The sequence below is a fragment of the Microbacterium sulfonylureivorans genome, assembly GCF_003999995.1.
Lineage (GTDB): Bacteria > Actinomycetota > Actinomycetes > Actinomycetales > Microbacteriaceae > Microbacterium > Microbacterium sulfonylureivorans.
Window position 1 is genome coordinate 694,884 of sequence record NZ_RJAD01000001.1, and the last position, 25,455, is coordinate 720,338.

The 25,455-nt window shown below is 70.1% G+C and carries 24 protein-coding genes; 14 read left to right on the forward strand and 10 right to left on the reverse strand.

Annotation, left to right across the window (positions count from 1 at the left end; genetic code table 11):
* Nucleotides 1-21: 21 nt before the first annotated feature.
* Nucleotides 22-1,329 carry an ABC transporter substrate-binding protein gene (locus tag EER34_RS03160; protein WP_127473109.1) on the reverse strand — a complete coding sequence of 436 codons (1,308 nt, stop codon included), beginning with the start codon at nucleotides 1,327-1,329 and terminating at the stop codon, nucleotides 22-24.
* A 107-nt stretch (nucleotides 1,330-1,436) separates the two neighbouring features.
* Nucleotides 1,437-2,477 carry a LacI family DNA-binding transcriptional regulator gene (locus EER34_RS03165; RefSeq protein WP_127473110.1) on the reverse strand — a complete coding sequence of 347 codons (1,041 nt, stop codon included), beginning with the start codon at nucleotides 2,475-2,477 and terminating at the stop codon, nucleotides 1,437-1,439.
* A gap of 540 nt (nucleotides 2,478-3,017) precedes the next feature.
* Here EER34_RS03165 and EER34_RS03170 point away from each other — a divergent pair.
* Both EER34_RS03170 and EER34_RS03175 read left to right on the forward strand, forming a co-directional pair.
* Nucleotides 3,018-3,827: a winged helix-turn-helix domain-containing protein gene (locus tag EER34_RS03170; protein WP_127473111.1), complete on the forward strand. Its 810-nt coding sequence runs from the start codon at nucleotides 3,018-3,020 to the stop codon at nucleotides 3,825-3,827.
* A 171-nt stretch (nucleotides 3,828-3,998) separates the two neighbouring features.
* On the forward strand, nucleotides 3,999-4,976 hold the full coding sequence (locus tag EER34_RS03175) for a DNA-3-methyladenine glycosylase family protein (RefSeq protein WP_240642092.1): 978 nt from the start codon (nucleotides 3,999-4,001) through the stop codon (nucleotides 4,974-4,976).
* 50 nt (nucleotides 4,977-5,026) lie between these two features.
* Here the strand turns inward: EER34_RS03175 and EER34_RS03180 are convergent, their stop codons facing one another.
* The gene (locus EER34_RS03180; RefSeq protein ID WP_127473112.1) at nucleotides 5,027-6,196 is read right to left on the reverse strand and encodes an RtcB family protein; all 1,170 of its coding nucleotides are present in this window, start codon (nucleotides 6,194-6,196) and stop codon (nucleotides 5,027-5,029) included.
* Between the two features lie 352 nt (nucleotides 6,197-6,548).
* Between EER34_RS03180 and EER34_RS03185 the strand changes: the two genes are divergently transcribed.
* The 4 genes from EER34_RS03185 to EER34_RS03200 all read left to right on the forward strand — a co-directional run bounded on the left by EER34_RS03185 (nucleotide 6,549) and on the right by EER34_RS03200 (nucleotide 7,991).
* Nucleotides 6,549-6,926 (forward strand): SpoIIAA family protein, encoded by a 378-nt coding sequence (locus EER34_RS03185; protein ID WP_127473113.1) that lies wholly within the window; start codon nucleotides 6,549-6,551, stop codon nucleotides 6,924-6,926.
* A gap of 108 nt (nucleotides 6,927-7,034) precedes the next feature.
* The gene (locus EER34_RS03190) at nucleotides 7,035-7,451 is read left to right on the forward strand and encodes a VOC family protein (protein WP_127473114.1); all 417 of its coding nucleotides are present in this window, start codon (nucleotides 7,035-7,037) and stop codon (nucleotides 7,449-7,451) included.
* A 70-nt stretch (nucleotides 7,452-7,521) separates the two neighbouring features.
* Complete coding sequence (locus EER34_RS03195; protein ID WP_127473115.1) at nucleotides 7,522-7,746, forward strand: hypothetical protein; 225 nt, start codon at nucleotides 7,522-7,524, stop codon at nucleotides 7,744-7,746.
* 59 nt (nucleotides 7,747-7,805) lie between these two features.
* Nucleotides 7,806-7,991 carry a DUF1918 domain-containing protein gene (locus EER34_RS03200; RefSeq protein WP_127473116.1) on the forward strand — a complete coding sequence of 62 codons (186 nt, stop codon included), beginning with the start codon at nucleotides 7,806-7,808 and terminating at the stop codon, nucleotides 7,989-7,991.
* Between the two features lie 101 nt (nucleotides 7,992-8,092).
* Here the strand turns inward: EER34_RS03200 and EER34_RS03205 are convergent, their stop codons facing one another.
* Complete coding sequence (locus EER34_RS03205; protein ID WP_127473117.1) at nucleotides 8,093-10,222, reverse strand: S9 family peptidase; 2,130 nt, start codon at nucleotides 10,220-10,222, stop codon at nucleotides 8,093-8,095.
* A gap of 33 nt (nucleotides 10,223-10,255) precedes the next feature.
* Entirely contained in the window at nucleotides 10,256-11,137 is an 882-nt protein-coding gene (sigJ, locus tag EER34_RS03210; RefSeq protein ID WP_127473118.1) for an RNA polymerase sigma factor SigJ, read from the reverse strand.
* 125 nt (nucleotides 11,138-11,262) lie between these two features.
* On the opposite strand from sigJ, the gene EER34_RS03215 reads away from it, so the two are divergent.
* Nucleotides 11,263-12,006, forward strand: coding sequence for an SDR family oxidoreductase (locus tag EER34_RS03215; protein WP_127473119.1), 744 nt, complete (start codon nucleotides 11,263-11,265; stop codon nucleotides 12,004-12,006).
* A 182-nt stretch (nucleotides 12,007-12,188) separates the two neighbouring features.
* On the opposite strand, the gene EER34_RS03220 is transcribed toward EER34_RS03215, so the two are convergent.
* Nucleotides 12,189-13,226, reverse strand: a complete 1,038-nt coding sequence (locus EER34_RS03220) for a LacI family DNA-binding transcriptional regulator (RefSeq protein WP_240642093.1) — start codon at nucleotides 13,224-13,226, stop codon at nucleotides 12,189-12,191.
* 122 nt (nucleotides 13,227-13,348) lie between these two features.
* Here EER34_RS03220 and EER34_RS03225 point away from each other — a divergent pair, with 122 nt between their 5' ends.
* From EER34_RS03225 to EER34_RS03240, 4 genes are all read left to right on the forward strand, one after another.
* Complete coding sequence (locus EER34_RS03225) at nucleotides 13,349-14,272, forward strand: carbohydrate ABC transporter permease (protein ID WP_127473120.1); 924 nt, start codon at nucleotides 13,349-13,351, stop codon at nucleotides 14,270-14,272.
* 1 nt (nucleotide 14,273) lies between these two features.
* A complete protein-coding gene (locus tag EER34_RS03230) occupies nucleotides 14,274-15,203 on the forward strand; it encodes a carbohydrate ABC transporter permease (protein WP_127473121.1) in 930 nt (309 codons plus the stop codon).
* Nucleotides 15,204-15,292: 89 nt separating this feature from the next.
* A complete protein-coding gene (locus EER34_RS03235) occupies nucleotides 15,293-16,642 on the forward strand; it encodes an ABC transporter substrate-binding protein (RefSeq protein WP_127473122.1) in 1,350 nt (449 codons plus the stop codon).
* Between the two features lie 99 nt (nucleotides 16,643-16,741).
* Nucleotides 16,742-18,505: a glycoside hydrolase family 35 protein gene (locus EER34_RS03240; protein ID WP_127473123.1), complete on the forward strand. Its 1,764-nt coding sequence runs from the start codon at nucleotides 16,742-16,744 to the stop codon at nucleotides 18,503-18,505.
* A 29-nt stretch (nucleotides 18,506-18,534) separates the two neighbouring features.
* On the opposite strand, the gene EER34_RS03245 is transcribed toward EER34_RS03240, so the two are convergent.
* Nucleotides 18,535-19,368, reverse strand: coding sequence for an aldo/keto reductase (locus EER34_RS03245; RefSeq protein WP_127473124.1), 834 nt, complete (start codon nucleotides 19,366-19,368; stop codon nucleotides 18,535-18,537).
* Between the two features lie 133 nt (nucleotides 19,369-19,501).
* Between EER34_RS03245 and EER34_RS03250 the strand changes: the two genes are divergently transcribed.
* The gene (locus tag EER34_RS03250) at nucleotides 19,502-20,215 is read left to right on the forward strand and encodes a VOC family protein (protein WP_127473125.1); all 714 of its coding nucleotides are present in this window, start codon (nucleotides 19,502-19,504) and stop codon (nucleotides 20,213-20,215) included.
* On the opposite strand, the gene EER34_RS03255 is transcribed toward EER34_RS03250, so the two are convergent.
* Both EER34_RS03255 and EER34_RS03260 read right to left on the reverse strand, forming a co-directional pair.
* Nucleotides 20,212-20,904 carry a M23 family metallopeptidase gene (locus EER34_RS03255; protein WP_127473126.1) on the reverse strand — a complete coding sequence of 231 codons (693 nt, stop codon included), beginning with the start codon at nucleotides 20,902-20,904 and terminating at the stop codon, nucleotides 20,212-20,214. The two genes, EER34_RS03250 and EER34_RS03255, sit on opposite strands and share 4 nt — an antisense overlap.
* Before the next feature lie 72 nt (nucleotides 20,905-20,976).
* Entirely contained in the window at nucleotides 20,977-22,044 is a 1,068-nt protein-coding gene (locus EER34_RS03260; protein ID WP_127473127.1) for a class I SAM-dependent methyltransferase, read from the reverse strand.
* A gap of 128 nt (nucleotides 22,045-22,172) precedes the next feature.
* Between EER34_RS03260 and EER34_RS03265 the strand changes: the two genes are divergently transcribed.
* Complete coding sequence (locus EER34_RS03265) at nucleotides 22,173-23,189, forward strand: GlxA family transcriptional regulator (protein ID WP_127473128.1); 1,017 nt, start codon at nucleotides 22,173-22,175, stop codon at nucleotides 23,187-23,189.
* On the opposite strand, the gene EER34_RS03270 is transcribed toward EER34_RS03265, so the two are convergent.
* Nucleotides 23,173-24,660, reverse strand: coding sequence for an MFS transporter (locus tag EER34_RS03270; protein WP_127473129.1), 1,488 nt, complete (start codon nucleotides 24,658-24,660; stop codon nucleotides 23,173-23,175). The two genes, EER34_RS03265 and EER34_RS03270, sit on opposite strands and share 17 nt — an antisense overlap.
* 111 nt (nucleotides 24,661-24,771) lie before the next feature.
* Here EER34_RS03270 and EER34_RS03275 point away from each other — a divergent pair, with 111 nt between their 5' ends.
* Nucleotides 24,772-25,437, forward strand: a complete 666-nt coding sequence (locus EER34_RS03275) for a TetR/AcrR family transcriptional regulator (RefSeq protein ID WP_127473130.1) — start codon at nucleotides 24,772-24,774, stop codon at nucleotides 25,435-25,437.
* The last annotated feature ends 18 nt before the right edge of the window (nucleotides 25,438-25,455 follow it).

A 25,455-nucleotide genomic window follows, 5' to 3' on the forward strand; every position in this document is an offset into this window, starting at 1 on the left:
CCGCCACCCACCGCCGATCGATCAGCGGAAGTCCGCTGTGCCTTCTTCGTACTCGGCGCCGAGGTTGGCGTTCGTCGCCTCGACATCCTGTGTGCCGGTCACCAGACCCTGCAGTTCACGGACGATGACGTCGTAGAAGCCGGCGGCGGGCCAGTCGGGGTAGAACGACAGTCCGTCGTTGTCGAGGACGCCGTTGAACGTCGCGATGAGCTCGGCGCTCTTCTCGTCGGTGATGTCGGCGGGTTCCGCGGCGACGGGGACGCCGCCGTTGTTGCCGATGATCGCCTGGATCTCGGGACGCATCGTGATGTCGATGAATTCGTACGCGAGCTCCTTGTTGGCCGCGTTCTCAGGCACGACCCACAGGTTGCCCGACGACCCGAGCGAGAGCTTCGAGTCGGGGAATGCCTGAAGCGACCAGTCGAAGCCTGCCTCCTCGACGAAGCGGCCGTACCACCACGAGCCCGACACGAAGATCGGTGCGGTGCCGTTGATGAAGGAGACACCGGCGTCCTCGGCCTTGACCGAGGAGACGTCCGAGGAGATGTAGCCCTTGTCGACGTACTCCTTGAGCGTCTCGGTCGCGGCGGTGAGCTCCGGTCCCTGCCAGTCGACGGGGTTCTCGTAGAGCTGGTAGTCGTTGACGAACTGGCGATCCGCCTGCGCCAGCGCGAGCTGGTACCAGAGCTGCCCGAGCGGGTACTCGGCGCCCGCCTCGGCGAGCGGGGTGATCCCCTGCGCGACGAACGCGTCGAGGACATCGACGAACTCGTCGTAGGTGGTCGGGATCTCGAGCCCCGCCTCGGCGAACGCGTCCTCGTTGTAGTAGACCCCGACGAATTCGCCGTAGTTCGGGATGCCGTACCAGGTGTCGCCGCCCATGACACCGTCTTCGGAGTACTTCGCGGTCGTCTGCAGCGACGGGGCGAGCTTGTCCGCCCAGCCATACTCGTCGACGGCGTCGGAGATGTCGGCGATGAGTCCGGTCGAAGCCAGGAAGCCCGCGGTCGCGTTGCCCTTGTTGAACTCCATGAGGTCGGGCGCGGCATCCGAGTCCAGCACCTGGCTCGCGGTCTTCTGGATCTGCTCGAAGGACTTCTGCTCGAACTCGACGGTCGCTCCCGTCTCCTCCTCGAAGACCGCGATGGCCTCGTTCCAGGCCTTGGCCATGGCACTGTCCTCGCCCTCGTAGTGCCAGAGCTTCAGGGTGTCGCCGTCGCCTCCGTCGGACGAGCCGCCCGCGCAGGCGGAGAGGGCGAGTGCTCCGATCGTCAGGGCGCCGACGGCGGCGAGGCCGCGTCGGCCGTTCGTGCGTGTGAATCGTGCCATCGGTGGCATTCCTTTCTCAGTGACCAGCGTTGGTCGAAGGGGGGTGGGATTCAGTTGTCGAAGCGCTTCGATAACGGGCACGAAGCGAGGATCGGATGCCGCGGCGCTCAGTCCGCCGCGACTCCCGACGATGGCGAGCCCGGCGGCGGGGCGATCGACCCGACCGGGTTGTAGGCGGGAGGGATGAGCCGGAGCCCCGGCTCGGGACGGTCGGCGCCCAGGCACTGAAGGGCAAGGTCGACCGCGAGGTCGCACGAGGCCTCGGGGATCAGCGGGATGGAGTCGACCGCGATCGCCAGCGTCGTCGTGTCGAACGAGGCGCCGACCGAGATGACGGAGACGTCCTCGGGCACGCGGAGGCCGCGCGAGTCCACTTCGGCGAGGACAGCGGCGTGGGCCTCGTCGGCGCAGTGCAGGATGAGGGCCGTGGCACCGTCGTCGAGCAGCCGGCCCGCGGTGCGGCGGGCCGCCGCCCGCTCGGCGCGCTTCCCACCCGACGTCCCATACGCGACGTCGACGCCGCGCTCGGCGCCGCGGGCGAGGACGCTCGCGCGCACCCTCGGCGGGAAGTTCGACTTCAGGTACGCGGTCTCGGCCTGGCCCACCAGCCCGATCGACACATGCCCGGCCTCGACCAGCAGATCGACGGCTCGCGCTGCGGCGGCTTCGAAGTCGAGGTCCACGCAGATCAGCCCGTCGTGGTCGTCGGGGATGCCGATGAAGACCGTCGGGGTGGCGATCTGGCGGGCGAGCGCCACACGGGCGTCGTCGGGTGCGACATCGAGGACGAGGATCGCGTCGACGAGTCCGTTCGCGGCCACGCGGCTCATGCCGGCCTGCGCCTGCTCGTCCGTCAGGAGCAGGATGTCGTAGTCGTTGCGGCGGGCGGCGACGGCGGTCGCGAGCACGAAGGCCATATGCGTCGGGGCGTGCGTGTCCTTCCGCAGCGGCTCGGTCAGCGCGAAGATCTGCGTGCGTGAGCCGGCGAGCATGCGGGCGCCGGCGTTCGGGCTGTAGCCGAGCTCGAGCACGGCGGCCTCGATGCGGCGGCGCGTGTCGGGAGCGACGGGTCGCTTTCCGCTCAATGCGTACGACACCGTGCTGATCGACACGCCGGCGGCCTCTGCCACCTCGGTGATGTTCGCCACGTCGACCTCGTCGTCTGTCGGAAGTTCTGCTGCGAAGCGCTTCGCGGAAACGCTTCGATACGAATGTTATGCAGACTTCGGATCGATGCGCAAGGCATTTGTGGAATTTGGCAACATATCTCTCGAGCCTCCTCCCCTGGCCGATTGAGCAAAGTGTCACATTTCGTCATGATCGGGATGCCCCGGGCGGGCGATTTGACGCATGCCGACGCACTCCGTCATAATCGGCCTCATGACTGACAACGCACGCTCACTGTCCGCCTGGGAGGCGAACGGAGCTGCCGGCATGATGATGGCCGGCCGCGTTGCCATGTGTTGTCGAATGTGCCACTAGCACGGTGACCCCCGCCGGACCCGCACGCCGCTTCTGAACAACGGCCCAGCGAGTCCCCCGAAGCACCGGTTTCGTGCGTCGATCACGCGCACCCGGATGCCTCGCACATCGCCCGAAGACGGGCACAGCCCTCACCGGGCATCAGCACATCCGAACCCTTTTCGCGCCGCATCCAGGCCGGGTTCCCTCCCGCAAGGACCATCATCATGTCGACCACCGCCCTTCTCGAACGACCCACCGTCGCCGCTCCCGATGGCGCGACGCCCCAAACCCCCGGTTCGCTGGCGCGCACCCCCGCCCGCCACCTGCGCGCGGTGACCAGCCCCATCACGACGATCGACGCGCCTGAGTCTCCGGTCGCGGAGGCCCCGGCCACCCCGGCCGCCCCGGCCCCGCGCAACCTCCCGCCGGGAACCGCCCCGCGCGGCTTCGCCCTGTACGTCGGGATCGACGAGGCGAAGGCCGCGGCATCCGGTGTCTCGCTGGGCGTGCTCGTCGAAGCCCTCCGTCGCACGCTGGGCGAACTCGCCCCCGACGCCGAGACGTACGCGACGGTCGCACTCGCCCCCGTCGGCTCGGGCGGCCGCGATGTCGACGTCGTGCGTCTCGCGCTGCACGAGCCCTCCGCGATCTCCCGCACGAAGCAGGACGAGCCCGAGGACGAGGACCGCGCGGCCGGCGGCGTCGTCGTCGACATCTCTCGCAAGCGCGTGCTCATCGACGGCGACTCGGCCGCGTTCACGTTCAAGGAGTTCGAGCTGCTGCAGTACCTCGTCCTGCGCGAGGGCCGCACGATCGAGCGCACCGAGCTCGTGAACTCGCTGTGGCAGGGCGCGACGGAGGACGAGGCTCCGGGTGAGCGCACGATCGACGTCCACGTGCGTCGTCTGCGCGCCAAGCTCGGCCGCTACGAGGACATCGTGCGCACCGTCCGCGGCGTCGGCTACCGCTTCGACCGTCACGCAGACGTCGTCATCCGCTACGGCCACGGCACGCCCTCGCCGGACCGCTTCTGATCTCACAGCTGACCCGGCACCGCGCGCTCCGCACCTGAACCGCGCGCGCTCCACGGTCACACGCGGCGGACCGCCGGGTTGCGGATCCGCGGAACACGACTGCGGAGCTTCCTGAGGAGCCTGAGTGCCGACGGGCGAGCGGATGTCGCGCCCACGACGTATCGTGAGCGCATGACGTCGATCGCGCCCGGGCCGCTGCGCTCGGGGGTGCGCGATCCGCGGCCCGCCCCCGACAGGCCGCTCGAGACCGAGTATCGGCCGCGGCATCCCCTCGATCTGCATCGCAGCGTGCTGTTCTTCCGTCGCGGCGCGGGCGACCCGACGATGGTCGTGTCGGGCTCCGTCATCTGGCGGGCCAGCCGCACCCCCGAGGGCATTGCGACCCTGGCGATCCGCGAGACGCGTCCCGGCGTGGTGCGCGGCGCCGCCTGGGGTCCCGGTCGGGAGTGGGCGATCGCGCAGCTGCCGGCGCTGTGCGGTGCCGACGACGATCCCTCAGCCTTCGACGGGTCGAGGCATCCGCTGATCGAAGAGGCCCACCGCCGCAACCCCGGACTTCGCATGGGGCGCACCGGGCTGGTGTTCGATGCCCTGGCGTGCGCCGTCTTCGAGCAGAAGGTCACCGGCATGCAGGCGTTCGCGGCCTGGCGCCGCATCGTCACATGGTGCGGAGAGCGCGCGCCCGGGCCGACCCCGCGGCCGATGTTCGCCCCGCCCACCGTCGACGGCTGGCGTCACGTGCCCTCGTGGGCCTGGCACCGGGCGGGTCTCGAACCGCCTCAGTCGAAGACCATCGTGCGGTCCGCCCGCCGCGGCGACGCGCTGGTGCGGGCCGTGCTCGCCGCCGAAGACGGCGAGGCGGTCGACCGCGTGCTCGTCAGCCAGCCCGGCATCGGCCCGTGGACGTCGGCGGAGACCCGCATCCGCGCCCTCGGCGATCCCGACGCGGTGAGCGTCGGCGACTTCCACCTCGCGTACGAAGTCGGCTACGCGCTGACCGGTGAGCGGGTCGACGACGACGGGATGCTGCGCCTCCTCGCCCCGTGGGCGGGTCAGCGTCAGCGCGTCATCCGCCTGCTGTACGCGAGCGGCGTCAGCGAGCCGCGTCGCGCCCCGCGCCTGCACCCCGAAGACCACCGCGACCGCTGAGCGGCGCGGAGTGCCGCGGCCCCTCCGGGAGGCGGGACCGCGGCATCCGTTCAGTCGCCCTTCACGTTGACGAGCTGACGCAGGGTGTGCCGGATCGTCACGAGGTCGGCCGCGTCGGCCATGACCTGGTCGATCGGCTTGTACGCCTGCGGGATCTCGTCGATGAAGGCATCCGTGTCGCGGAACTCGATGCCTGCCATCGCCTCTCGCAGCTGTGCGTGGGTGAAGGTCCGCCGTGCGGCCGACCGCGAGTACTCGCGGCCCGCGCCGTGCGGCGACGAGTTGAGCGACAGCGGGTTGCCGAGCCCGTCGACGACGTACGAGGCCGTGCCCATCGACCCGGGGATCAGACCGGGACGGCCGGCGTCCGCCTGGATCGCGCCCTTGCGCGACACCCACACCTGCTTGCCGAAGTGCCTCTCGGACTCGGTGAAGTTGTGGTGGCAGTTGATCCGCTCGTGCTCGACGACCGGCTCGCCCATCACCTCCGAGAGCTGCCGCGCGACCCGGTCCATCATCTCCTCCCGGTTGAGCAGCGCGAAGTGCTGCGCCCACCGGAGCTCGCGGATGTACCGGGTGAACTCGGGCGTGCCCTCGACGAGGTACGCGAGATCGGGATCGGGGAGCTCGATCCACCACTGCTTCGCCAGCCGCTGCGCGACCGCGATGTGGTGCGTGGCGATCTTGTTGCCGACGCCCCGCGATCCGGAATGGAGGAACATCCACACCCGGTCGAGCTCGTCGACCGACACCTCGATGAAGTGGTTCCCCGAGCCGAGCGACCCCAGCTGCAGCCGCCAGTGCCCCGCATACGCCGACGGGTCGAAGCCCGCCTTCTCGGCCAGCATCTCGAGCTCGGCCACGCGCGGCTCCGCCGTCGCGACGACCTTGCGGTTCGCGTGGCCCGCCGACAGCGGGATGGCGCGCTCGATCTGCTCCCGGAGGAGGCCGAGGTCGCGCGAGACCAGCTGGTCCCGCGTGAACTGGGTTCGGACGGCGATCATGCCGCACCCGATGTCGACGCCGACGGCGGCGGGCATGATCGCACCGAGGGTCGGGATGACCGACCCCACGGTGGCGCCCTTCCCGAGGTGCGCATCGGGCATGAGCGCGAGATGCGGGTGGATGAACGGCATGCGTGCCGAGGTGCGCGCCTGCTCGACGGTCTTCTCGTCGAGCAGGCTCGCCCACGACAGCAGCCGGGTGGAGAGCCTCTCCATGTTCCTTTTCCTTGTTCGGGCCCGAAGGACGGGCGTGAGAGCGGTGGGCTCACGGCCCGGTGCCCTCCTGAAAAGGAGAACGCCCCGGACCTGTGCGGTGCGGGGCGTGGAAGAGCGGATGCTGCTACACGGCTCGCGCCGGAGGGGACGACTCGTGACGGTCGCTGGGCTTCTGACCCAGGACCGGCTCGAAACGGAGTGTGCGCTGCGCGTTCATCCGTCGTCCTCTCGGCTCACCTGTGGTGCCGTGCCGACCGGCACGGACTCGCCAACTTAGTGGACGGAGCGCTGTCGGGTCAAGCGATCGAAAGCGAGCCTGGCGCGATCCCCGACCGCAGGCCAGGATGGGGCGATGATCGAGACACTGCAGGGGCTGCCCGACGGCGTGCTCGGGTTCCGAGCCGTCGGGGCGGTCGAGGCATCCGACTACGAGGCCGTCCTGGATCCGGCGATCGACGCCGCGATCGACGCCGGAGCGAAGGTGAACCTCGTGTTCGTCCTCGGCGAGGAGTTCGAGGGCTATTCGCTCGGCGCCCTGTGGCAAGACGCGAAGCTCGAAGGAAAGCCCGCGCACGCCTGGGGGCGCATCGCGCTGGTGACCGACCACACCGTCATCGGGGAGATCATCCACGGCATCGCCTTCCTCTTCCCCTGCGAGCTGCGGATCTTCGCGGTGTCGGCGCTGGACGATGCGATCGCGTGGGCAGGAGAGGGCCCCAAGACGCCCTGACCCGGAGCCCCGACGGACCCTTGTGGATGTCGGAGGCCCCGACGACACTGGGTCTCGCCACGCGGCCGGACGCGGCATCCCTCCCCCACCCTCGCTAAGGAGTGCGACATGCCCAGCCTCAACCCCTACCTCTCGTTCAAGAACGAGGCTCGCGACGCGATGACCTTCTACCAGGGCGTCTTCGGCGGCGACCTCGACATCTCGACGTTCGGCCAGTACGAGGGCATGGTGCAGGATCCCGCCGAGAACGACCTCGTCATGCACGCGCAGCTGACCAGTCCCGACGGCTTCGTGCTGATGGCCGCCGACACCCCGACCGGCATGGAGTATACGAAGCCGGCGGGCATCTCGGTCTCCGTCAGCGGAGACGACGAGTCCTCGCTGCAGGGCTTCTGGGACAAGCTCGCCGACGGCGGCACGGTCGTCATGCCGTTCGACACCCCGCCATGGGGCGGCCGGTTCGGCATGCTGACCGACCGATTCGGCATCGACTGGATGGTCGCGCTCAACGCCGAGCAGCCATAGGCGACTCCGGCGCGGACGAGGCGATCGGCAAGCGGGCCGCCGGGTCGCTCCGACCTCTAGGCTGTTGCCCATGACCACACCTCGCAAGCGCTGGACGCGCGGCCACTCCGGCTGGGCGTTCGGCACCGCGCTGATCTTCGCGCTCGGCATCATCTTCGGCATGATCTGGGGGCAGCTCCTCGTCGGCCTGTTCCTCGCCTTCGCGGTGTCGATCGGATGGCTCATCGCGTACGAGTCGTGGCGGGGCCGCAACGTCGGCCTCGAGAACCGCGACGACAACGGCGCGCAGCTGTAGCGGCATCCCTATCGCTCCGGCGACGCGCGCCGTATCGTGTGCGCCAGGAGGTGATCCGAATGCGTGCCACTGTCGGCGACCGCGTGATCATCCACGGACGCATCGTCGGGGCGACCGAACGCGCCGGCGAGGTCGTAGAGATCCGCGGCAGTGAAGAGATCCCGCTGCTCGTCGTGCGCTTCGACGACGGGCACGAGGCGATTCTGCAGCCCGGAAGCGACTGCGAGATCCGCCACGAGACCTGACCGGTCCGCGACGAGAAAGCGCAGGTCTCGTCGCACGCGCGCATACTCCTTGCCGAAGACCCGCGCCTTCGGCAAGGGATCAGCGCCTTCGTGAGGCCTGACTAGCCGAGCAGCTCGGGGCGCGTCGGCTCCTCGCCGAGCACGTGCTCGGCGAGGAACGCGAAGACCGTCTGGTACCAGATGACGGCATGCTGGGGCTTGAGGATCCAGTGGTTCTCGTCGGGGAAGTACAGGAATCGGTGGGGCATGCGACCGTCGTCGTCGGCGTGGTGCTCGGCGAGCTCCGACCACAGCCGAAGACCCTCGCCGATGGGCACGCGAAAATCCTTGTCGCCGTGCACGACGAGGAGAGGCGTGCGGATGTCGCGCACGAACCGGTGCGGAGAGTTCTCCGCCATCGCCTCGAGGGTGAAGATCTCCTGCCAGTACACCGACAGATCGGTCGTGCCGGCGAACTGGTCGAGCGCCCACAGGCTCGCGTGCGTGACGATCGCCCGGAACCGGTCGGTGTGCCCGGCGACCCAGTTCGCCATATATCCGCCGAACGAGCCGCCCATGGCGGCGGTGCGCGTCTCGTCGATGTCGGCGCGGGCCTCGACGGCATCCGTGATCGCGAGCAGGTCGGTGTATGGCGCCGCTCCCCACGCGTTCCAGCCGCGCGCGATGAACTCCAGGCCGTATCCGGTGGACAGCGCCGGGTCGGGCAGGAGCACCGCGTAGCCGCGCGCCACCGCGAGCAGCGGCGCCCAGCGCCAGCTCCACGCGTTCCAGCTGCTCAGCGGGCCGCCGTGGATCCACAGGAGCAGCGGGGCCGGAGCATCCGCCGACGCGCTCTCCGGCAGCAGCAGCCAGCCGCGCACGCGCGCGCCGTCCTCGGCGGTGGTCTCGACCTCGGTGATCGAACCCGCCGCCGTCGGCGCAGGGGCCGGTGTCGCGATCGGGGTCGTCGCGCCGTCGCGGGCGATCCGCACCGGGTGCGAGGGCACGACCCACGACGAGCGCAGCGCGACGAGGTCGCCGGTGCTGCGGTCGACCGAGACGTGCGTGTAGGTGAAGTCGTCGGCCGTGACGCGCTCCGGGGCTCCGCCGTCGAGCGGCAGCCGGAACACCGGGCCTCGGCCGTCGTCGTCGGCGGTCGCCACGATCGCGGCGTCGTCGGCGTCCCATGCGAGGCTCGTCGCCCAGCGATCCCATTCCGCTGCCACGCGGCGCGGGCGGGCGCCATCGAGGTCGGCGAGCCACACCTCGACGTCGGCCGGTCCGGCGGGAGTGGCCTTGTCCGCCCGGAGGTAGGCGATCGTCGTGCCGTCGTGGCTCACTGCAGGGCTCTGGTAGTCCACGCCGACGTCGTCGAAGAGGGTCGTGTGCGCCCTCGTCGTCGTGTCGATCGACACCAGCACGTTCCGGGCGCCGCGCTGCTCGTGCCGCTGCATCGAGGCGATGAGCGTCGCGCCGTCCGGCGTCAGCGAGGCCCCCGCTATGTCGGCCGAGCGCCCGGGCTTCGGGGTCAGGTCGTTGGGTCGGGGAAGGGTGGCCGGGTACGGCTTCTCGTCGGCACCGGACACCGCGGGCACGCCCGCGGCGTCGGTGGCGGCATCCGCCTTCTCGTCGTCCTCGGCCGCCGAGTCGGCGACGGCGGCGGCGATGGTGTCGGCGAGCGCGCCGGTGTCGATGGTGAGCAGGTGAGGCTCGGCGGGACCGAGGTCGTGGTCCCAGAAGCGCACCGGGTACGTCTCGTGCAGGATCGCGGAGACCTTGTTCTCCTTGCGCGTGGCACGGAGGCGGGCTTCGGCTTCGAGGGTGTCGGCGCCGGGGAGGAGGGATGCCGAGATCACGAGCCGGTCGCTCGCCTCGGCGGTCGCGGCGATGGCGTCCACTCCCCCCGCGAGCCTCGTCACGGGCCGCGCCTCGCCGCCCGCCGCCGGCAGCAGCCACAGCTGACCGGATTCGTCGTCGGCGTCGCCTTCAGCGTCGGGGCGGGCCGAGACGAACAGCAGGTCGCCGCTCGCCGTGAACGCGGCACCGGTCTCGCCCTTCGCGGAGCGGGTGAGCCGCCTCGGCGACCCCGTCCCGTCGGCGGGGACGCTCCACAGCGACCTCTCGTAACCGGTGGCGTCCTTCTTCAGAGCCGCCACCGTGAGCACGGCCGTGCGCCCGTCCGGAGAGAGCGCGAGGGCCTCCACCCGGGGAAGCGCGATGTAGTCGTCGAGGGAGTCGAAGGGCGTCGCCATGGGTCCACGCTAGCCCGGGTGGCGCCCTCCCGCTCAGCGCCAGAGGGTGAGCTTGTCGGGGTTGCGCACGATGTACACGTCGGTGATCCGCTCGCCCGACACCTCGAGCGAGATGACGGCGTCGGCGCGTCCGTCGATCCTCACGAGGAACGCCAGCCCGTCGGCCGTGAACGTCGGCTCGACCGTCGCCGACGGCTGCAGGTGGGGCAGGCCGAGCAGGAACCGCGCGACGCGGTCGGCGCCGAACACGGGACGCCGCGCCGCAGACACGCGTCCGCCGCCGTCCGCGCGCAGGACGACATCGGGGTCGAGGAGAGCCACGAGCCCGGCGATGTCGCCGGTCGCCGTGGCGGCGGCGAACGCCCGCGCGACCGCGTCGTGCTGCTCGCGGCTCGCCGCTCCCGCCCGGCGCTCGCGCACGCGTCGCCTGGCCTGCGAGGCCAGCTGGCGCGCGGCATCCGGAGTTCGTCCCACCGCCTCGGCGATCTCGGCGAACGGCATGCCGAAGACGTCGTGGAGCACGAACGCCACACGCTCCGCCGGGGTGAGCGACTCGAGCACGACGAGCAGCGCGGTCGAGACCGATTCGTCGAGGGTCACCCGATCGAGCGGATCGACGGGCACGGATGCCGCGATCGCCGACTCGCCCGGCACCGGCTCGGGGAGCCACTCGCCGACGTACTTCTCGCGCCGCGCTCGCGCAGAGCCCAGCATGTCGAGGCACACGCGACTGGCGACCCTCGTGAGCCAGGCGCCGGGGTTTCTGACCGCCGCCCGCTCCTCGTCGGCGAGCCGGTACCAGCGGAGGTAGGTCTCCTGCACGGCGTCCTCGGCGTCGGTCACCGTCCCGAGCATCCGGTAGGCGAGCCCGAGCAGGCCGCGGCGCTCGGCCTCGAGCATCTCGACGTCGTCCATGGATCTCCTTCCCTCACATCCTCGACGACGCAGCGGTGCCGGACGTGAGTGCGCACCTCACATTCTGAAGCGCTGTGTCGTCGGAGAGGGAGGAGCGCGAGAATCGCTCCGGAAGGGAGTCATCCATGAGAATCGCCATCGCCGGTGGAACCGGGACGGTCGGCGCTCCGACCGTCGACGCCGTCCGCGCCGCAGGACACGAGGCCGTCGTGCTGGCCCGGAGCGCGGGGATCGACCTCGTGAGCGGCGCGGGACTCGACGCGGCGCTCGAGGGGGTCGACGCCGTCATCGACACCGCCAACGTCTCGACGCTCTCCGCCGACGACGCCGTGACCTTCTTCACGGCTGCCACCGGCAACCTCGTCGCGGCCGCCGAGCGGTCGGGGGTGCGCCACGTCGTGCTGCTGTCGATCGTCGGCATCGACCGGATCCCCTACGACTACTACGCCGGCAAGGTCGCGCAGGAACGGGTGGTCGAGGCATCCGGCGTGCCGTGGACGATCCTGCGAGCGACGCAGTTCCACGAGTTCGCCGGGCAGCTGTTCGAGCGGGCGAAGGTCGGACCCCTCCACATCGCGCCGCGCGCGCGGGTGCAGCCGATCGCGGCGCGCGAGGTCGGCGCACACCTGGTCTCGCTCGCGACGAGCGCGGCGCAGGGCCGCGCCGCCGACCTCGCCGGGCCCCGCGAGGAGAAGCTGGACGAGATGGTGAAGGCGTTCGCGCGACGCGCCGGAAGCCGCGCCTGGATCCCCTCGATCAGCCTTCCAGGTGCCCAGATGAAGGGGATGCGCGCCGGTCTGGCGCTGCCGGGACCCGACGCGACGCTCGGCACCGAGACGTTCGCGCAATGGCTGGCACGAACCGCCTGACCCCCGCGTCGTCGCTCGTTCGGGGCGCGGCTCGGACCGGACACGCCGCCACCACCGGCGCGTCGGAGACGGACCGCGCCCCGAACCCGGGGCATCTCATCGGGGCGAGGCTGCTCTGACCCGGAGACGAGGGGCCACCGGCACCCTCCCGCGAGCGGAGTCCGAGCCGCTGCTCGCACACCTCAGCGGATGCGCGCGGGACCGCTGCTCTCACGCACGACGAGCTCGGTCGGGATCAGCGTCGTCTGCGGCGCGGCATCCGGATCATCGATCTGCGCGAGCAGGCGCTCCATCGCGATGCGCCCCACCTCGCGGAAGTTCTGCCGCACGGTGGTCAGCGGCGGCCAGAACGCACGCGATTCGTCCATGTCGTCGAAGCCCACGACGCTGACATCGGAGGGGATGTCGCGACCGAGCTCGTGGAGGGCCTTCATCGCGCCGAGGGCCATCTGGTCGTTCGCGGCGAAGATCACGGTGACGTCGTCGCGCGTCGCGAGCTCGAGGGCCGCGCGGTGGCCGGAGTCGGTGGTCCAGTCGCCGTGGATGAGCGGCGGGGCGGCAATGCCCGCGGCCTCGAGCGTCGCGCGCCACGACTCGGCGCGGTGACCGGCCGAGAACGACGACGTGGGGCCGGCGATGTGCCACACCTGCCGATGCCCGAGGCCGAGGAGGTGCTCGGTGGCCTGGCGCGCGCCTAGAGCCTGGTCGGTGTCGACCACGGCGAAGCCCGACCCTGCGTTGGAGTCGATCACGACGACCGGCAGTCCCGGAGGCAGCGTGATCTCGACGCGGTCGAGGAGGGATGCCTCGAAGATGATGATGATGCCGTCGACGGCCTGCTCGCTCAGCCGACGGTATGCGCCCGACACGGCGCCCATCGTCGGATCGGGGACCGGCATGAGGGTCACGGTGTAGTCGGCGGCCGCGGCCTCGGTCGCGATGGCGTCCAGGGTGCGCACGTTTCCGAGCGTCTCGAGAGTGAACATGATGACGCCGATGGTGTGGAACCGGCCGTACTTGAGCGCCCGCGCCGCGCCGTTCGGACGGTAGCCGACGGCACGCATCGAGGCGAGGACGCGGTCGCGCGTGGAGTCGTCGACGTTGGTCATCCCGTTCGCCACGCGCGACACGGTCTGCGACGACACGCCCGCGTGCTGGGCGACATCCGCCATGGACGCCGGCCGCCGCCGTGCGGCGTCGCTCTGTCCCGTGCTCGTCATCTCTCCCCGATCCCGATACGCCATTGTGGATGACAGTCTTGCATGGTTACGCAAACATGCTAGGCTCACCGACGACATGTTCGCGTAAACATGGCCCATCGAGTCAACGAACGGACTTCGACATGACGACGGCGTCAGCACCACCCACCGCACGCCCGCTGCCACGGCGGTCGTCCCGTGCCAAGCGGGACTGGCGCGGCTGGGCGTTCGTCGGGCCCTTCATGGTCGTCTTTCTCGCCGTACTCGTCGCACCCGTCGTCTACGCGCTGATCCTCACGCTCTTCCGCCAGCAGCTCGTCGGCGGCACGGCCTTCGTGGGTCTCGCGAACTACGGCCAGCTCTTCCAGGACCCCAAGTTCTGGGAGTCGCTCCTGCGCGTCACGCTCTTCCTGCTCATCCAGGTGCCGATCATGCTCGCACTCTCCCTGGTCGCGGCGCTCGCCCTCGACAGTGCGCGCCTGCACGGCGCGGGGTTCTTCCGGATCGCGATCTTCCTGCCCTACGCCGTGCCCGGTGTCGTCGCCGCACTCATCTGGGGCTTCATCTACGGCAACCAGTTCGGGCTGACCGGATCGATCAACGACTTCCTGGGCGCCGAGGTCATCCTTCCGTTCAGCGGCCAGTGGATCCTCGCCTCGATCGGGAACATCGTCACCTGGGAGTTCATGGGCTACAACATGCTCATCTTCTATGCGGCGCTGAAGGTGGTGCCGACCGAGCTCTACGAAGCAGCCGAGATCGACGGCGCCGGTCAGTTCCGCATCATCTCGGGCATCAAGATCCCCGCCCTGCGCGGCTCGATCGTCATCGCCACGATCTTCTCGATCATCGGCAGCTTCCAGCTCTTCAACGAGCCGAACCTGCTGAAGAACCTCGCCCCCAACGTCATCTCGAGCTACTTCACGCCCAACATGTACGCCTACAACCTGTCGTTCGCCGGCCAGCAGTTCAACTACTCGGCCACGGTGGCGATCGTCATGGGCATCATCACGGCGACCATCGCCTACATCGTGCAGTTGCGCGGCTCCCGACAGGAGGTGCGCTGACATGGCCACCGAGACCGCCACCCTCACCGCCCCGCCTCGCCGCCGCGCCGGCGGCCGCAGACCGAACTACGTGCGCCGCACCCCGTCGCGTCACCGCAAGTCGGTCGTGCTGACCATCGTGATGGCCGTGTTCGTCATCTACTCGATCGTTCCGCTCATCTGGCTGCTGGTGAACGCCACCAAGGACCAGAGCGACCTCTTCTCGTCGTTCGGACTGTGGTTCGGCTCGGACTTCAACCTGTGGCAGAACATCGTGGACACGCTCACGTACCGGGACGGCATCTTCGTCCAGTGGTTCGGCAACACCCTGCTCTACGTCGTGCTCGGCGCGGGCGGGGCGACGGCGCTGGCGACGGTCGCCGGCTACGGCATGGCGAAGTACAACTTCCCCGGCCGCCGCGCCGTGTTCGCCGTCGTCCTCGGTGCGATCGCGATCCCGGGCACCGCGTTGGCCGTCCCGACCTTCCTGATGTTCAGCCAGCTCGGACTGACGAACACGCCGTGGGCGGTCATCCTCCCCTCCCTCATCAGCCCGTTCGGCCTGTACCTGATCTGGACGTACGCGGTCGACGCCGTGCCGACCGAGCTGCTCGAGGCGGCGCGCATGGACGGCTCGGGCGAGTTCCGCACGTTCTTCACGATCTCGCTGCGCCTGCTCGCCCCCGGCATCGTCACGGTGCTGCTGTTCGCGGTCGTGGCGACCTGGAACAACTACTTCCTGCCGCTCATCATGCTGAGCGAGCCCACGTGGTACCCGCTCACGGTGGGGCTCAGCCAGTGGAGCGCGCAGGCGAGCGGTGTCGCGGCGCAGCCGATCTACAACCTCGTGATCACCGGGTCGCTCCTGACGATCATCCCGATCGTCGTCGCCTTCCTCGTCCTCCAGCGCTTCTGGCAGTCCGGCCTCAGCGCGGGAAGCGTCAAGCAGTGACCGGGAGATCACCGCTCGAATCCGCATCCGCTCCCACGGGCGTCCTGCCCACCCGTTTGACAACGGAGTGAACAACGAAAGGAACAACGATGTCGACCATCACACGCTCACGGCGCCTTCGCACGGTCGCGGTGGCCACAGCATCCGTCTTCGCCCTCGGTCTCACCCTCGCGGGGTGCGCATCGGGCGGAAACTCTGACGACGCGGCCGGCGGCAGCGCCGACGAGCTCGAGGCGGCGCTCGAAGAGGGCGGCGAGCTCACCTATTGGAGCTGGACGCCCTCCGCCGAGGCGCAGGTCGCCGCATTCGAGGAGGCCTACCCGAACGTCGACGTGAAGCTCGTCAACGCCGGCACGAACACCGAGGAGTACACCAAGCTCCAGAACGCGATCACCGCCGGCTCGGGCGCTCCCGATGTCGCGCAGGTCGAGTACTACGCCATCCCCCAGTTCGCGCTGTCGGACTCCCTGGTCGACCTGGCTCCGTACGGCTTCGCCGACCTCGAGGACCAGTACACCCCCGGCCCGTGGGGCGCGGTCACCGTCGGCGACGCCGTCTACGGCCTCCCGCAGGACTCGGGCCCGATGGCGATGTTCTACAACGCGACGGTCTTCGACACCTACGGGATCGAGGTTCCGACGACGTACGACGAGTACGTCGCGGCGGCCGAGAAGCTTCACACGGCGAACCCCGACGCGTACATCACGTCCGACACCGGCGACGCCGGCTTCACCACGAGCATGATCTGGCAGGCCGGCGGCCGCCCGTTCTCGGCCGACGGCACGAACGTGAGCATCGACCTCCAGGACGAGGGCTCGAAGAAGTGGGCCAACAGCTGGAACCGCCTGGTCGACGGCGGCCTGCTGGCCACCACCCCCGGCTGGAGCGACGAGTGGTACCGCGCCCTGGGCGACGGCACGATCGCGACCCTGCTCACCGGCGCATGGATGCCCGGCGTGCTCGAGTCGTCGGTGCCCGACGCCGCCGGCGACTGGCGCGTCGCCCCCATGCCGACCTACGACGGCACCCCGGTGACCGCCGAGAACGGCGGCGGCGGCCAGGTCGTGCTCAAGCAGAGCAAGAACCCCGCGCTCGCGGCGGCCTTCCTCAAGTGGCTGAACGCCGACCCGGCGTCGATCGAGGTCTTCCTCGCCTCGGGCGGCTTCCCCGCCACGACGGCCGAGCTCGAGTCCGAGGAGTTCCTCGGGGCCGAGTCCGAGTACTTCGGCGGCCAGAAGATCAACGAGGTGCTCGTCGACGCCGCGAAGAACGTGCCGAGCGGATGGCAGTACCTGCCGTACCAGGTCTATGCGAACAGCATCTACGGCGACACGGTGGGCCAGTCCTACCTGAACTCCGGCGACCTCAACGAGGGCCTGCAGGCGTGGCAGGACCAGCTGATCGACTACGGCAACCAGCAGGGCTTCACCGTCGAGTGAACCCCTGAGGGCGGATGCGGCGACCCGCCCGGGTCGCCGCATCCGCCCTCCCCTCCTCCACGCCACGACACCGAGACCAGACACGAGAGAACGATTTCGATGAGCGACTTCCGCATCGGCGACGACGACTTCCTGCTCGACGGGCAGCCGTTCCGCATCCTCGCGGGGGCGCTCCACTACTTCCGCGTCCACCCCGATCAGTGGCGCGACCGCATCCGCAAGGCGCGCCAGATGGGGCTCAACACCATCGAGACGTACGTCGCGTGGAACGCCCACGCGCCACACGAGGGCGAGTTCGACCTCTCGGGCGGTCTCGACCTCGGCCGCTTCCTCGACGAGGTGGCCGCCGAGGGCATGCGCGCGATCGTCCGGCCGGGCCCGTACATCTGCGCCGAGTGGACGAACGGCGGCCTCCCCGCGTGGCTCTTCACCGACCCCAGCGTGGGCGTGCGGCGCGACGAGCCGCAGTACCTCGCCGCCGTCGCCGATTACCTGCGCCGGCTCGCACCCGTGATCGTCCCGCGCCAGATCGACCGGGGCGGGCCGGTGATCCTCGTCCAGATCGAGAACGAGTACGGCGCCTACGGCTCCGACCCGGTGTACCTCGAGAAGCTCGTCGCCCTCAACCGCGAGATCGGCTTCACGGTGCCGTTCATCACGGTCGACCAGCCCGAGCCCGCGATGCTCGACGGCGGCAGCATCCCGGGCCTGCACAAGACGGCCTCGTTCGGGTCGCGCTCGACCGAACGGCTCGCCACGCTGCGCGAGCACCAGCCGACAGGCCCCCTCATGTGCTCGGAGTTCTGGGACGGCTGGTTCGACAGCTGGGGCGCGCACCACCACACGACTCCTGTCGAGGAGTCCGCGAAGGACCTCGAAGACCTGCTCGCCGCGGGTGCGTCGGTGAACATCTACATGTTCCACGGCGGCACGAACTTCGGATTCACCAGCGGCGCGAACGACAAAGGCGTCTACCAGCCCATCGTCACCAGCTACGACTACGACGCCCCGCTGGACGAGGCGGGCAACCCGACGGCCAAGTACTGGGCCTTCCGAGAGATCCTGCGACGGCACAACCCTGTCGCCGACGACGAGGCGCCGGCCGAGGCATCCGCCGCCCCCGAGCTCTCGGCCCGATTCACCCGCTCCGTGCCCTTGCGCACCGTGGCCGAGTCACTGGGCTCCTGGAGCTCCCACGACCGGGTGCCCACGATGGACGAGCTCGGCCGGTATGACGGCTTCGCGCTCTACCGCACCGAGGTCGACGTCGCCGGTCCGGGCGTGCTGGAGGTCGGCGAGGTGCGCGACCGCGCGATCGTCTCGCTCGACGGGCGACACGTCGGGGTTCTCGCGCGCGACCATCACGACCGGACCCTTGCGCTCCCCGACGACGCACGCGGCACCCTCGAGGTGCTCCTCGAAGACCAGGGCCGGGTGAACTACGGCGAACGCATCGGCGAGGCGAAGGGCCTCATCGGGCCGGCTCTCCTCAACGGCGTCCCCCTCGATCGCTGGGAGGCGAAGGCGCTCGATCTCACCGACGTGTCGCCGGTCCGGGATGCCGCCGCCCCTGTCGACGCGGCGCTCCCGGCCCTGTCGGGCCCGGTGTTCGCCGTCGGCGCGTTCGATGTCGACGAGCCGGCCGACCTGTTCCTGGCCACGCGCGCGTGGGGCAAGGGTGTGGTCTGGATCAACGGCTTCAACATCGGCCGGTACTGGTCGCGCGGGCCGCAGCACACGCTCTCGGTGCCCGGCTCGATCCTGCGGGCCGGACGCAACGAGATCATCGCACTCGAGCTGCACTCGGGCTCGGCGGCGGTCGAGTTCGTCCCCTGGCCCGATCTCGGCCACACCGACTTCTAGCCCGCGTCCGGTGGCCCGCGGGCGCGGGGCTACATCTCCTCGTGGGTCTCGGGATCGCCGTCCCAGAGGCGACCCCGTTCGAGGGCAGAGATCGCCTCCACCTGATCGTCGGTCAAGGTGAAGCCGAAGACGTCGGCGTTCTCCCGCTGCCGGTCGGGGCCGGCCGACTTCGGGATCGGCGTGCTGCCCAGCTGCACGTGCCACCGCAGCACGACCTGCGTCGGGGTGGCGTCGTGCACGACCGCCAGCTCCTGCAGGAGCTGCTCCTGCAGGAGCTCGCTGCGGCGGGCGAGCGGGCTCCAGCTCTCGGTGCGGATGCCGTGCTCGGCGTGGAACGCGCGGAGGGCGCTCTGCGGGAAGTACGGGTGCAGCTCGACCTGGTTGACGGCGGGAGTGACCCCGGTCGCATCGACGAGCTCGGCGAGCATCGCCTCGGTGAAGTTGGAGACGCCGATGGAGCGGACGAGGCCGCGCTCGCGCGCTTCGACCATGCCGCGCCACGTTTCCACGTACTTTCCGACGCTGGGATTGGGCCAGTGGATCAGCTGCAGGTCGATGCGATCGAGCCCGAGCATCCCGAGCGAGCCCCGGATGCTGTCGATCGCCTGCTGGAAGCCGTGGTGGCGTCCGGGGATCTTCGACGTCACGATCAGCTCGTCGCGGTCGACGGGACTGCGCCGGACCGCTTCACCGACCTCGCGCTCGTTCTCGTAGTTGACCGCGGTGTCGAGCAGCCGGTAGCCGGTGTCGATCGCGGCGACGATGGCGGCGATCCCCTCCTCGCCCCGGAGGTTGTAGGTGCCGAGGCCGAGCTCGGGGAAGGCCACGCCGTCGTTGAGGGTCACGGTGGGGATCGGGATCATGGTTCCATCCTGGCCCGGATCGCGCTGCGCCGGGCTGCGAGATAACGAATGCTCGTCGACCTTGCCGGTGTCGGCGGTCGGGGATATCGTCGCGCCGCGGGCGAAACCGCCCGCCACGATGCGGAGGTCGACGATGGCTGACGAGTCCACCAGCGAAGAGACCGGATCGGATGCCGCGCCGGGGCGTCCGGCGAGGATGACTGCGAAGGGCTTCCACGACGAGCCGGGCGTCGAGGACTGGCGAGTGCTGTTCTGGGGCGCGCACGTGTTCTACCGCACGGCGTCGTTCGCCGAGGCGGCGGCGCTGGTCGCGGCGATCACCGACGTCGTGGCGGCGGTGGGTCATGCGCCCGATCTCGACGTGCGCCCGCACGGCGTGGCCGTCCGCACCTTCTCGCGGTCGGACGGCGCGCTGAGCCCGGTCGACGCCGAGCTCGCCGCCGGCATCCAGCGGGCAGCGCGTGCGCTCGGGCTCGAGCCCGACCCGAGCCACCTCCAGACGGTGGGCATCGCAGTGGCGCAGGACGACGGCGTCGACACGCGCCCGTTCTGGACCGCCGCGCTCGGCTACGACGACGTCGGCGACGAGGACGCGCTGGATCCCCACCGCCGAGGGCCGCATCTGTGGTTCCACCAGCTCGACCCCGCGAAGCCCGGGCGCGGACGGACGCATATCGACGTGTCCGTCCCGCGCGATGTGGCCGAGCGGCGGGTGGCCGCCGCGGTCGCCGCCGGTGGCAGGATCGTCCGCTCGAATGCCCCGCACTGGTGGACGATCGCGTCGCCCGACAACCACGGCATCGACATCGCCGCATGGGCCGACTTCGAGGACGGCGACGAAGGCTAGTCCGCTCCGGCGGACCGGAGTCGCTCTCGTGGTCCGGGGATGCCCCGCTCGACGCGGACCCAGCCGTCGGCGGTCCGCACCTCGTAGGCCGCGAACGCGCACGCGATCCCGCGCGCGCTCATGAGCTCGGCCGAGTCCATGAGCTGGAAGTGCAGGTGGGGCGAGGTCGAGTTGCCGGTGTGACCGACGCGGCCGAGTACGTCGCCGGTGCGCATGCGCTGGCCAGGGGACACCTGGAGAGTGCCGGGGGCGAGGTGGGCGAAGCCCGCGTACACGTCGCCCGTGCGGAGCACCACGTGATTGCCGAGGATCGACGGGATCTTCTCCGGGCGGAACGTCAGCCCGTTCCAGATCTGGCGTGCCGCCTCACGGAAGGGGTTGATCCACCCGCGCTCGGGGACGCCGTCCACGGCGGCGACCACCTCCGCGTCGAAGGGCGCGTGTATGGTCGCTCCCCACGCGTAGCACTCGTCCGTGCGGCCGCCGACCGTCGATGCCACGAGGGTCGACGTCGGGTGGACGTGCACCCCGGGCCGATCGTCGACCTTCACGAAGTCGTAGGCGTAGCGCTGTCCGAGGATGTCGACGCCATGACTCGGCACGCGCGCTGCGGGGGTGGTGACCGCCATCCAGCCGTCGCCCCGGAGCGGGAACTCCACGACGACCGGATCAGCGAGCTCGTGCGGCACGTGTCCGAGCGTAGCGGCGCACGACGGCGGCCCCTCCCGATGCCGGGAGAGGCCGCTGTCGAGGGGTTCGGATCAGCGCTTCGCCTCGATGATGAGGTTGAACGGCGTCTCGGCCACGACCCGCACGCGTGAGAAGCCCGCCGCGTTGAGCACCTCGGTGAGCCGGGCCGGTCCGGCCTGCGCGCCGAGCACGAGCTCACCGCCGTCGGCGAGCGAGTGCGCCGTGCAGATCATGCTCGACGCCGCATAGTACGTCTGCGCCACGACGGTGAGGTTGTCCTCGAGGCGATCGGCGGCGTTCGGCTCGACGAGAAGCAGCGTGCCGTCCGCGTTCAGCGACTTCGCCGCGTGACGCAGCACGCCGAGCGGGTCGCCCATGTCGTGCAGCGCGTCGAAGAAGCAGATCAGCCCGAACCCGAGGACGTCGTACTCGTCGGCGCGCACCTGGGCGAACGTCGTCCGCTCGTCGACGCCGGCCGCCCGAGCATTGCGACGGGCCTCCGACACCGACGGCGCGTGGCTGTCGTACCCGTGGAAGCGGGAGTTCGGGAAGGCCTCGGCCATCAGCACGGTCGTGTGTCCGTGACCGACCCCCACATCGGCGACGGCGATGCCGCGTTCGAGGGCCGCGACGACGCCGTCGAGCGCCGGCAGCCACTGCGAGGTCAGGCTCGCACGGTAACCGTTGCGATAGAACGCGGCGGTGCCGTGCGCCAGTCGGGGGTCGTGATCCCCCCAGGCGATGCCTTCGCCGGTGCGAAAGGCATGAAGGGCCTTGGCCTCGTCCGCCCACATCGCGGCGGGCACGTTCCACGCCGGAGGGAGGTAGACCGCGCTGGTCTCGTCCGCGAGCACGAGCGCCTGCTCGGCTGTGAGCGCGAAGGTCTGCGCCGTCGGCTCATACACGAGGTAGCCGGCGGCCGCCTGCGATGCGGCCCAGTCACGGACGTAGCGCTCGGCGCAGTCGGTCGTCCGGGCGAGTTCGGCGGAGGTGAGAGGTCCGCTCTCGGAGAGCGCACGGTACAGGCCCAGCCGCGATCCGAGGCTGACCATCACCCCCAGGTAGCCCGCTCCGAGGTCGTCCACTGCCTTCAGGACGAACGCCTGCAGGGCGGTCTCGTCCACGGTTGTCGTCGTCATGTCATCGGTCCTTTCAGGTCCGTTGGATCGGTGTCCTTCCATGCTCGGGATGCCGCGGCCGCCGGTTCAGAGGCATCCCGACCCTCGTTCGGTCCATTCGTGCCACCATGTGGTCTCAGGAGGACCCGATGACGTCAGACCAGACGATGAGCGTGAGCGTCGTCGCGCTGCCCGACACGGGCGTCGCCACGATGTTCGGCGTACTCGACGTACTCAACTCGTTCGGCATCATGGGGATCGGAGACCCGGACGCCGCGCCTCCGTTCCACGCCCAGATCGTCGGGACGGAGGCGGGCCCGCTCATGGGCGTCAGCGGCGTGCCGGTGCCTGTGGCCCGAAGCGTGGCCGACATCGACCGGACCGACATCGTCATCGTGCCGTCGATCGTGCTGGGGCCGGCCGGCTGGAAACGCGGCCGCTACCCCGAGATCGTCGAGTGGGCGACGCGCATGCACGACCAGGGCGCGCTGCTCTGCTCGGCATGTTCGGGCATCTTCCTGCTTGCCGAGACCGGGCTGTTCGACGATCGCGACGTCACCGTGCACTACGACTACGCCTCGCATCTGCAGGCCGCGCATCCCGCCGTGCGCATCCACCCCGAGCGCGCGCTCCTGGTCGCCGGAATCCGCGACGAGCTGATCACCTCCGGGGCGTCGACGACATGGCACGACCTGGTGCTGTACCTCACAGGTCGCTTCGCCGGGGCATCCGTCGCCCAGGAGACCGCCCGCATGTTCGCACTCCAGTGGCATCAGGACGGGCTCGCGCCCTACATGGTGTTCGAAGGACGATCCGACCACGGCGATGCGGTGGTGGCCGACGCCCAAGATTGGCTCCGCACCCACTTCTCGGTGGCGACCCCGGTGGAGCAGATGGTCGTGCGATCGGGCCTCGCCGAGCGCACTTTCAAGCGACGGTTCACGGATGCTACGGGCGTCAGCCCGCTCGTGTACGCGCAGCGGATCCGCATCGAGGAGGCGAAACGTCGCCTCGAGCGCACCGAGGACTCCGTCGAAGCGATCGGCTGGCACATCGGATACGAGGACCCGGCGTTCTTCCGGCGACTGTTCAAGCGCGTGACCGGCTTGAGCCCTGCTGCCTATCGCAAGAGGTATCGCGTGCCGCTCATCACGGCTGCGGGCTGAGCGCCTCCGCCGCCGACTCCGGCTCGATCTCGCGCGACCGCACCGGCTCGCGCTCCGCGTCGGCCGAGGCATCCGCTGCGTCGTCACCCTCGGTGTGCAGCGACGGAGGTGCCGCCGCGTACGCGGCCGACAGCTCGCGGTACGGCTTGGAGATGAAGGCCACCAGCACGACGATGAGCAGCACCGCGCTCGCCCCGAGGAATGCCAGGGCGATCCCGCGTGCCTCGCCCGGGCCGAGGAGCCAGCCCAGCGAGTCCTGGCCCGCCTGCGAGTTCATGTACGGGATGAGCCAGAACTGCGCGATCGGGCCGATGAGGAACGCCGAGAGCGGCGCCGCGGCCGACTCGACGCTGGCTGCGAACCCGAAGACGCGTCCCTGCTTCTCGAACGGCACGACCCGCTGGACGATCGTCTGCTCGGCCGCCTCGGCGATGGGCATGAGGCACATGAAGACGAGGATGCCGACGGCATAGAGCCACCACCACTCGCGGATCGCGAAGGTCATGCCGAGGAAGGCGATGCCGATGTTCACGAGGAGCATCGTGCGCACAGGATTCTTGCCGAGGCCGAACTTGGCGACCAGGCCGCCGCCGATGATGAAGCCGAAGCTCGTGATGCCGAGGATGATGCCCCACACCTCCACCGAGAACAGCGTCAGGCCGTACGGGTCCATGAGCGCCATGAAGACGCCGCCGACCAGGTTGTTGAACGTGGAGAACAGGATGAGGGCGAGCAGGCCGGGGACGATCATGACCGCCGGGATCACGCCCTTGAAGCCGAATCCCTTGGGCGCCTCGCCCTCGACGTGGGCGATGCCGCGCTCGGGGATGTGCACGAAGAACAGATGGAGGAGCGCCAGCGCCGTCGCTGCGATCGCGATGACGACCGTCCAGCCCATGCCGAGGAGCCCGACCGACAGGCCCGAGAACACGCTCGTCACCATGAAGGCGATCCCGTGGACCGCTCCGACCAGGCCGTTCGCCTTGTCGCGGCGGTCGCCGGGGACGAGCAGGGTGACGGTCGTCGACAGAGCGATGTTGCGGAGGTTCTCGACGACCCCGCCGATGAGGATGACGCCGGCGAAGACCCAGAACCACGGCCCGCCCCAGTCGACGAGGACGCTCTCGGGGAAGGCGAGGTAAAGGGCGCCGGCCATGAGGTAGGTGGAGAGGGTGACCACGCTCGAGAGGACCATGACGGCCTTCTTCTTCATGTGGTCGACGAGCACGCCGAACACGACGCCGAAGACCGCCACGAGCAGCATGTACGAGCCGCCGATGATCGCGGTGGCCAGCACCGAGCGCGTCTCGAGGTAGGCCCAGAACGTGAGCGCCCACCAGAGGTAGCTCGACGTGACATTCGCCACCGCGGTGTTCGCGAGCACCTGGTGGAACGTGCGCATCGTGCGGGGCCCGGGAGGTGCCTGGGCCGGGTCGTCGTTCGTCTGCGAGGCGGACGTCGGCTGGCTCATGGGGTTCCTTCCGCGTGGGGCGACGGCTGGCGCGACCGAGGGCGTTACGCTCGATGTGGACACCGTGTACTTTGGATGTTCACACCGTACACATTGCGGGGAGGCGATGCAATGGCCGCACAGACGCGGACCTATCATCACGGAGACCTCCGACGTGCGCTCATCGACGAGGGCCTCCACCTCGCCCGCACGGGTGGTCCGGCCGCCGTCTCGCTGCGCGAGGTGACCCGTGCGGTCGGCGTCTCCCCCAACGCCGCCTACCGCCACTTCGCCGACCGCGAGCACCTCGTGCGCGCCGTCGCCGCAGAGGCGCAGCTCGCCCTTGCCCGAGCGATCATCGCCCGCGTCGACGCGACCCCGCCCGGGCTGCCGGCCGCCGAGGCATCCATCGAGCGGCTGCGCCGCGTGGGCCTGGCCTACATCGACTTCGCGCGCGCGGAGCGCGGGTGGTTCGAGCTCGCGTTCGCCACGCAGGACCCGCAGGGCAGCGCCGCGATCGTCACGCTCGACGACGAGGTCGTCGCGCCGTTCCAGCTCCTCCTCGACACGCTCGACGCGATGGTGGACGCCGGCGCCCTCGTTCCGGAGCGGCGGCCCTACGCCGAATGGGCGTGCTGGTCGGCGGTGCACGGCTTCGCCGACATCGCCGTCCACGGTCCGGTGCAGTGGCAGCCCGCGCCGGTCATCGACGCCCTCGCCGCCGCCGTGGTCGAGTCCGCCATCGTCGCGGTGCGCGGAACGACGACGCCGGTCGCCGCCGGCGCCGGCGGGAGCTGACGAGCGAGCATCGTCGGC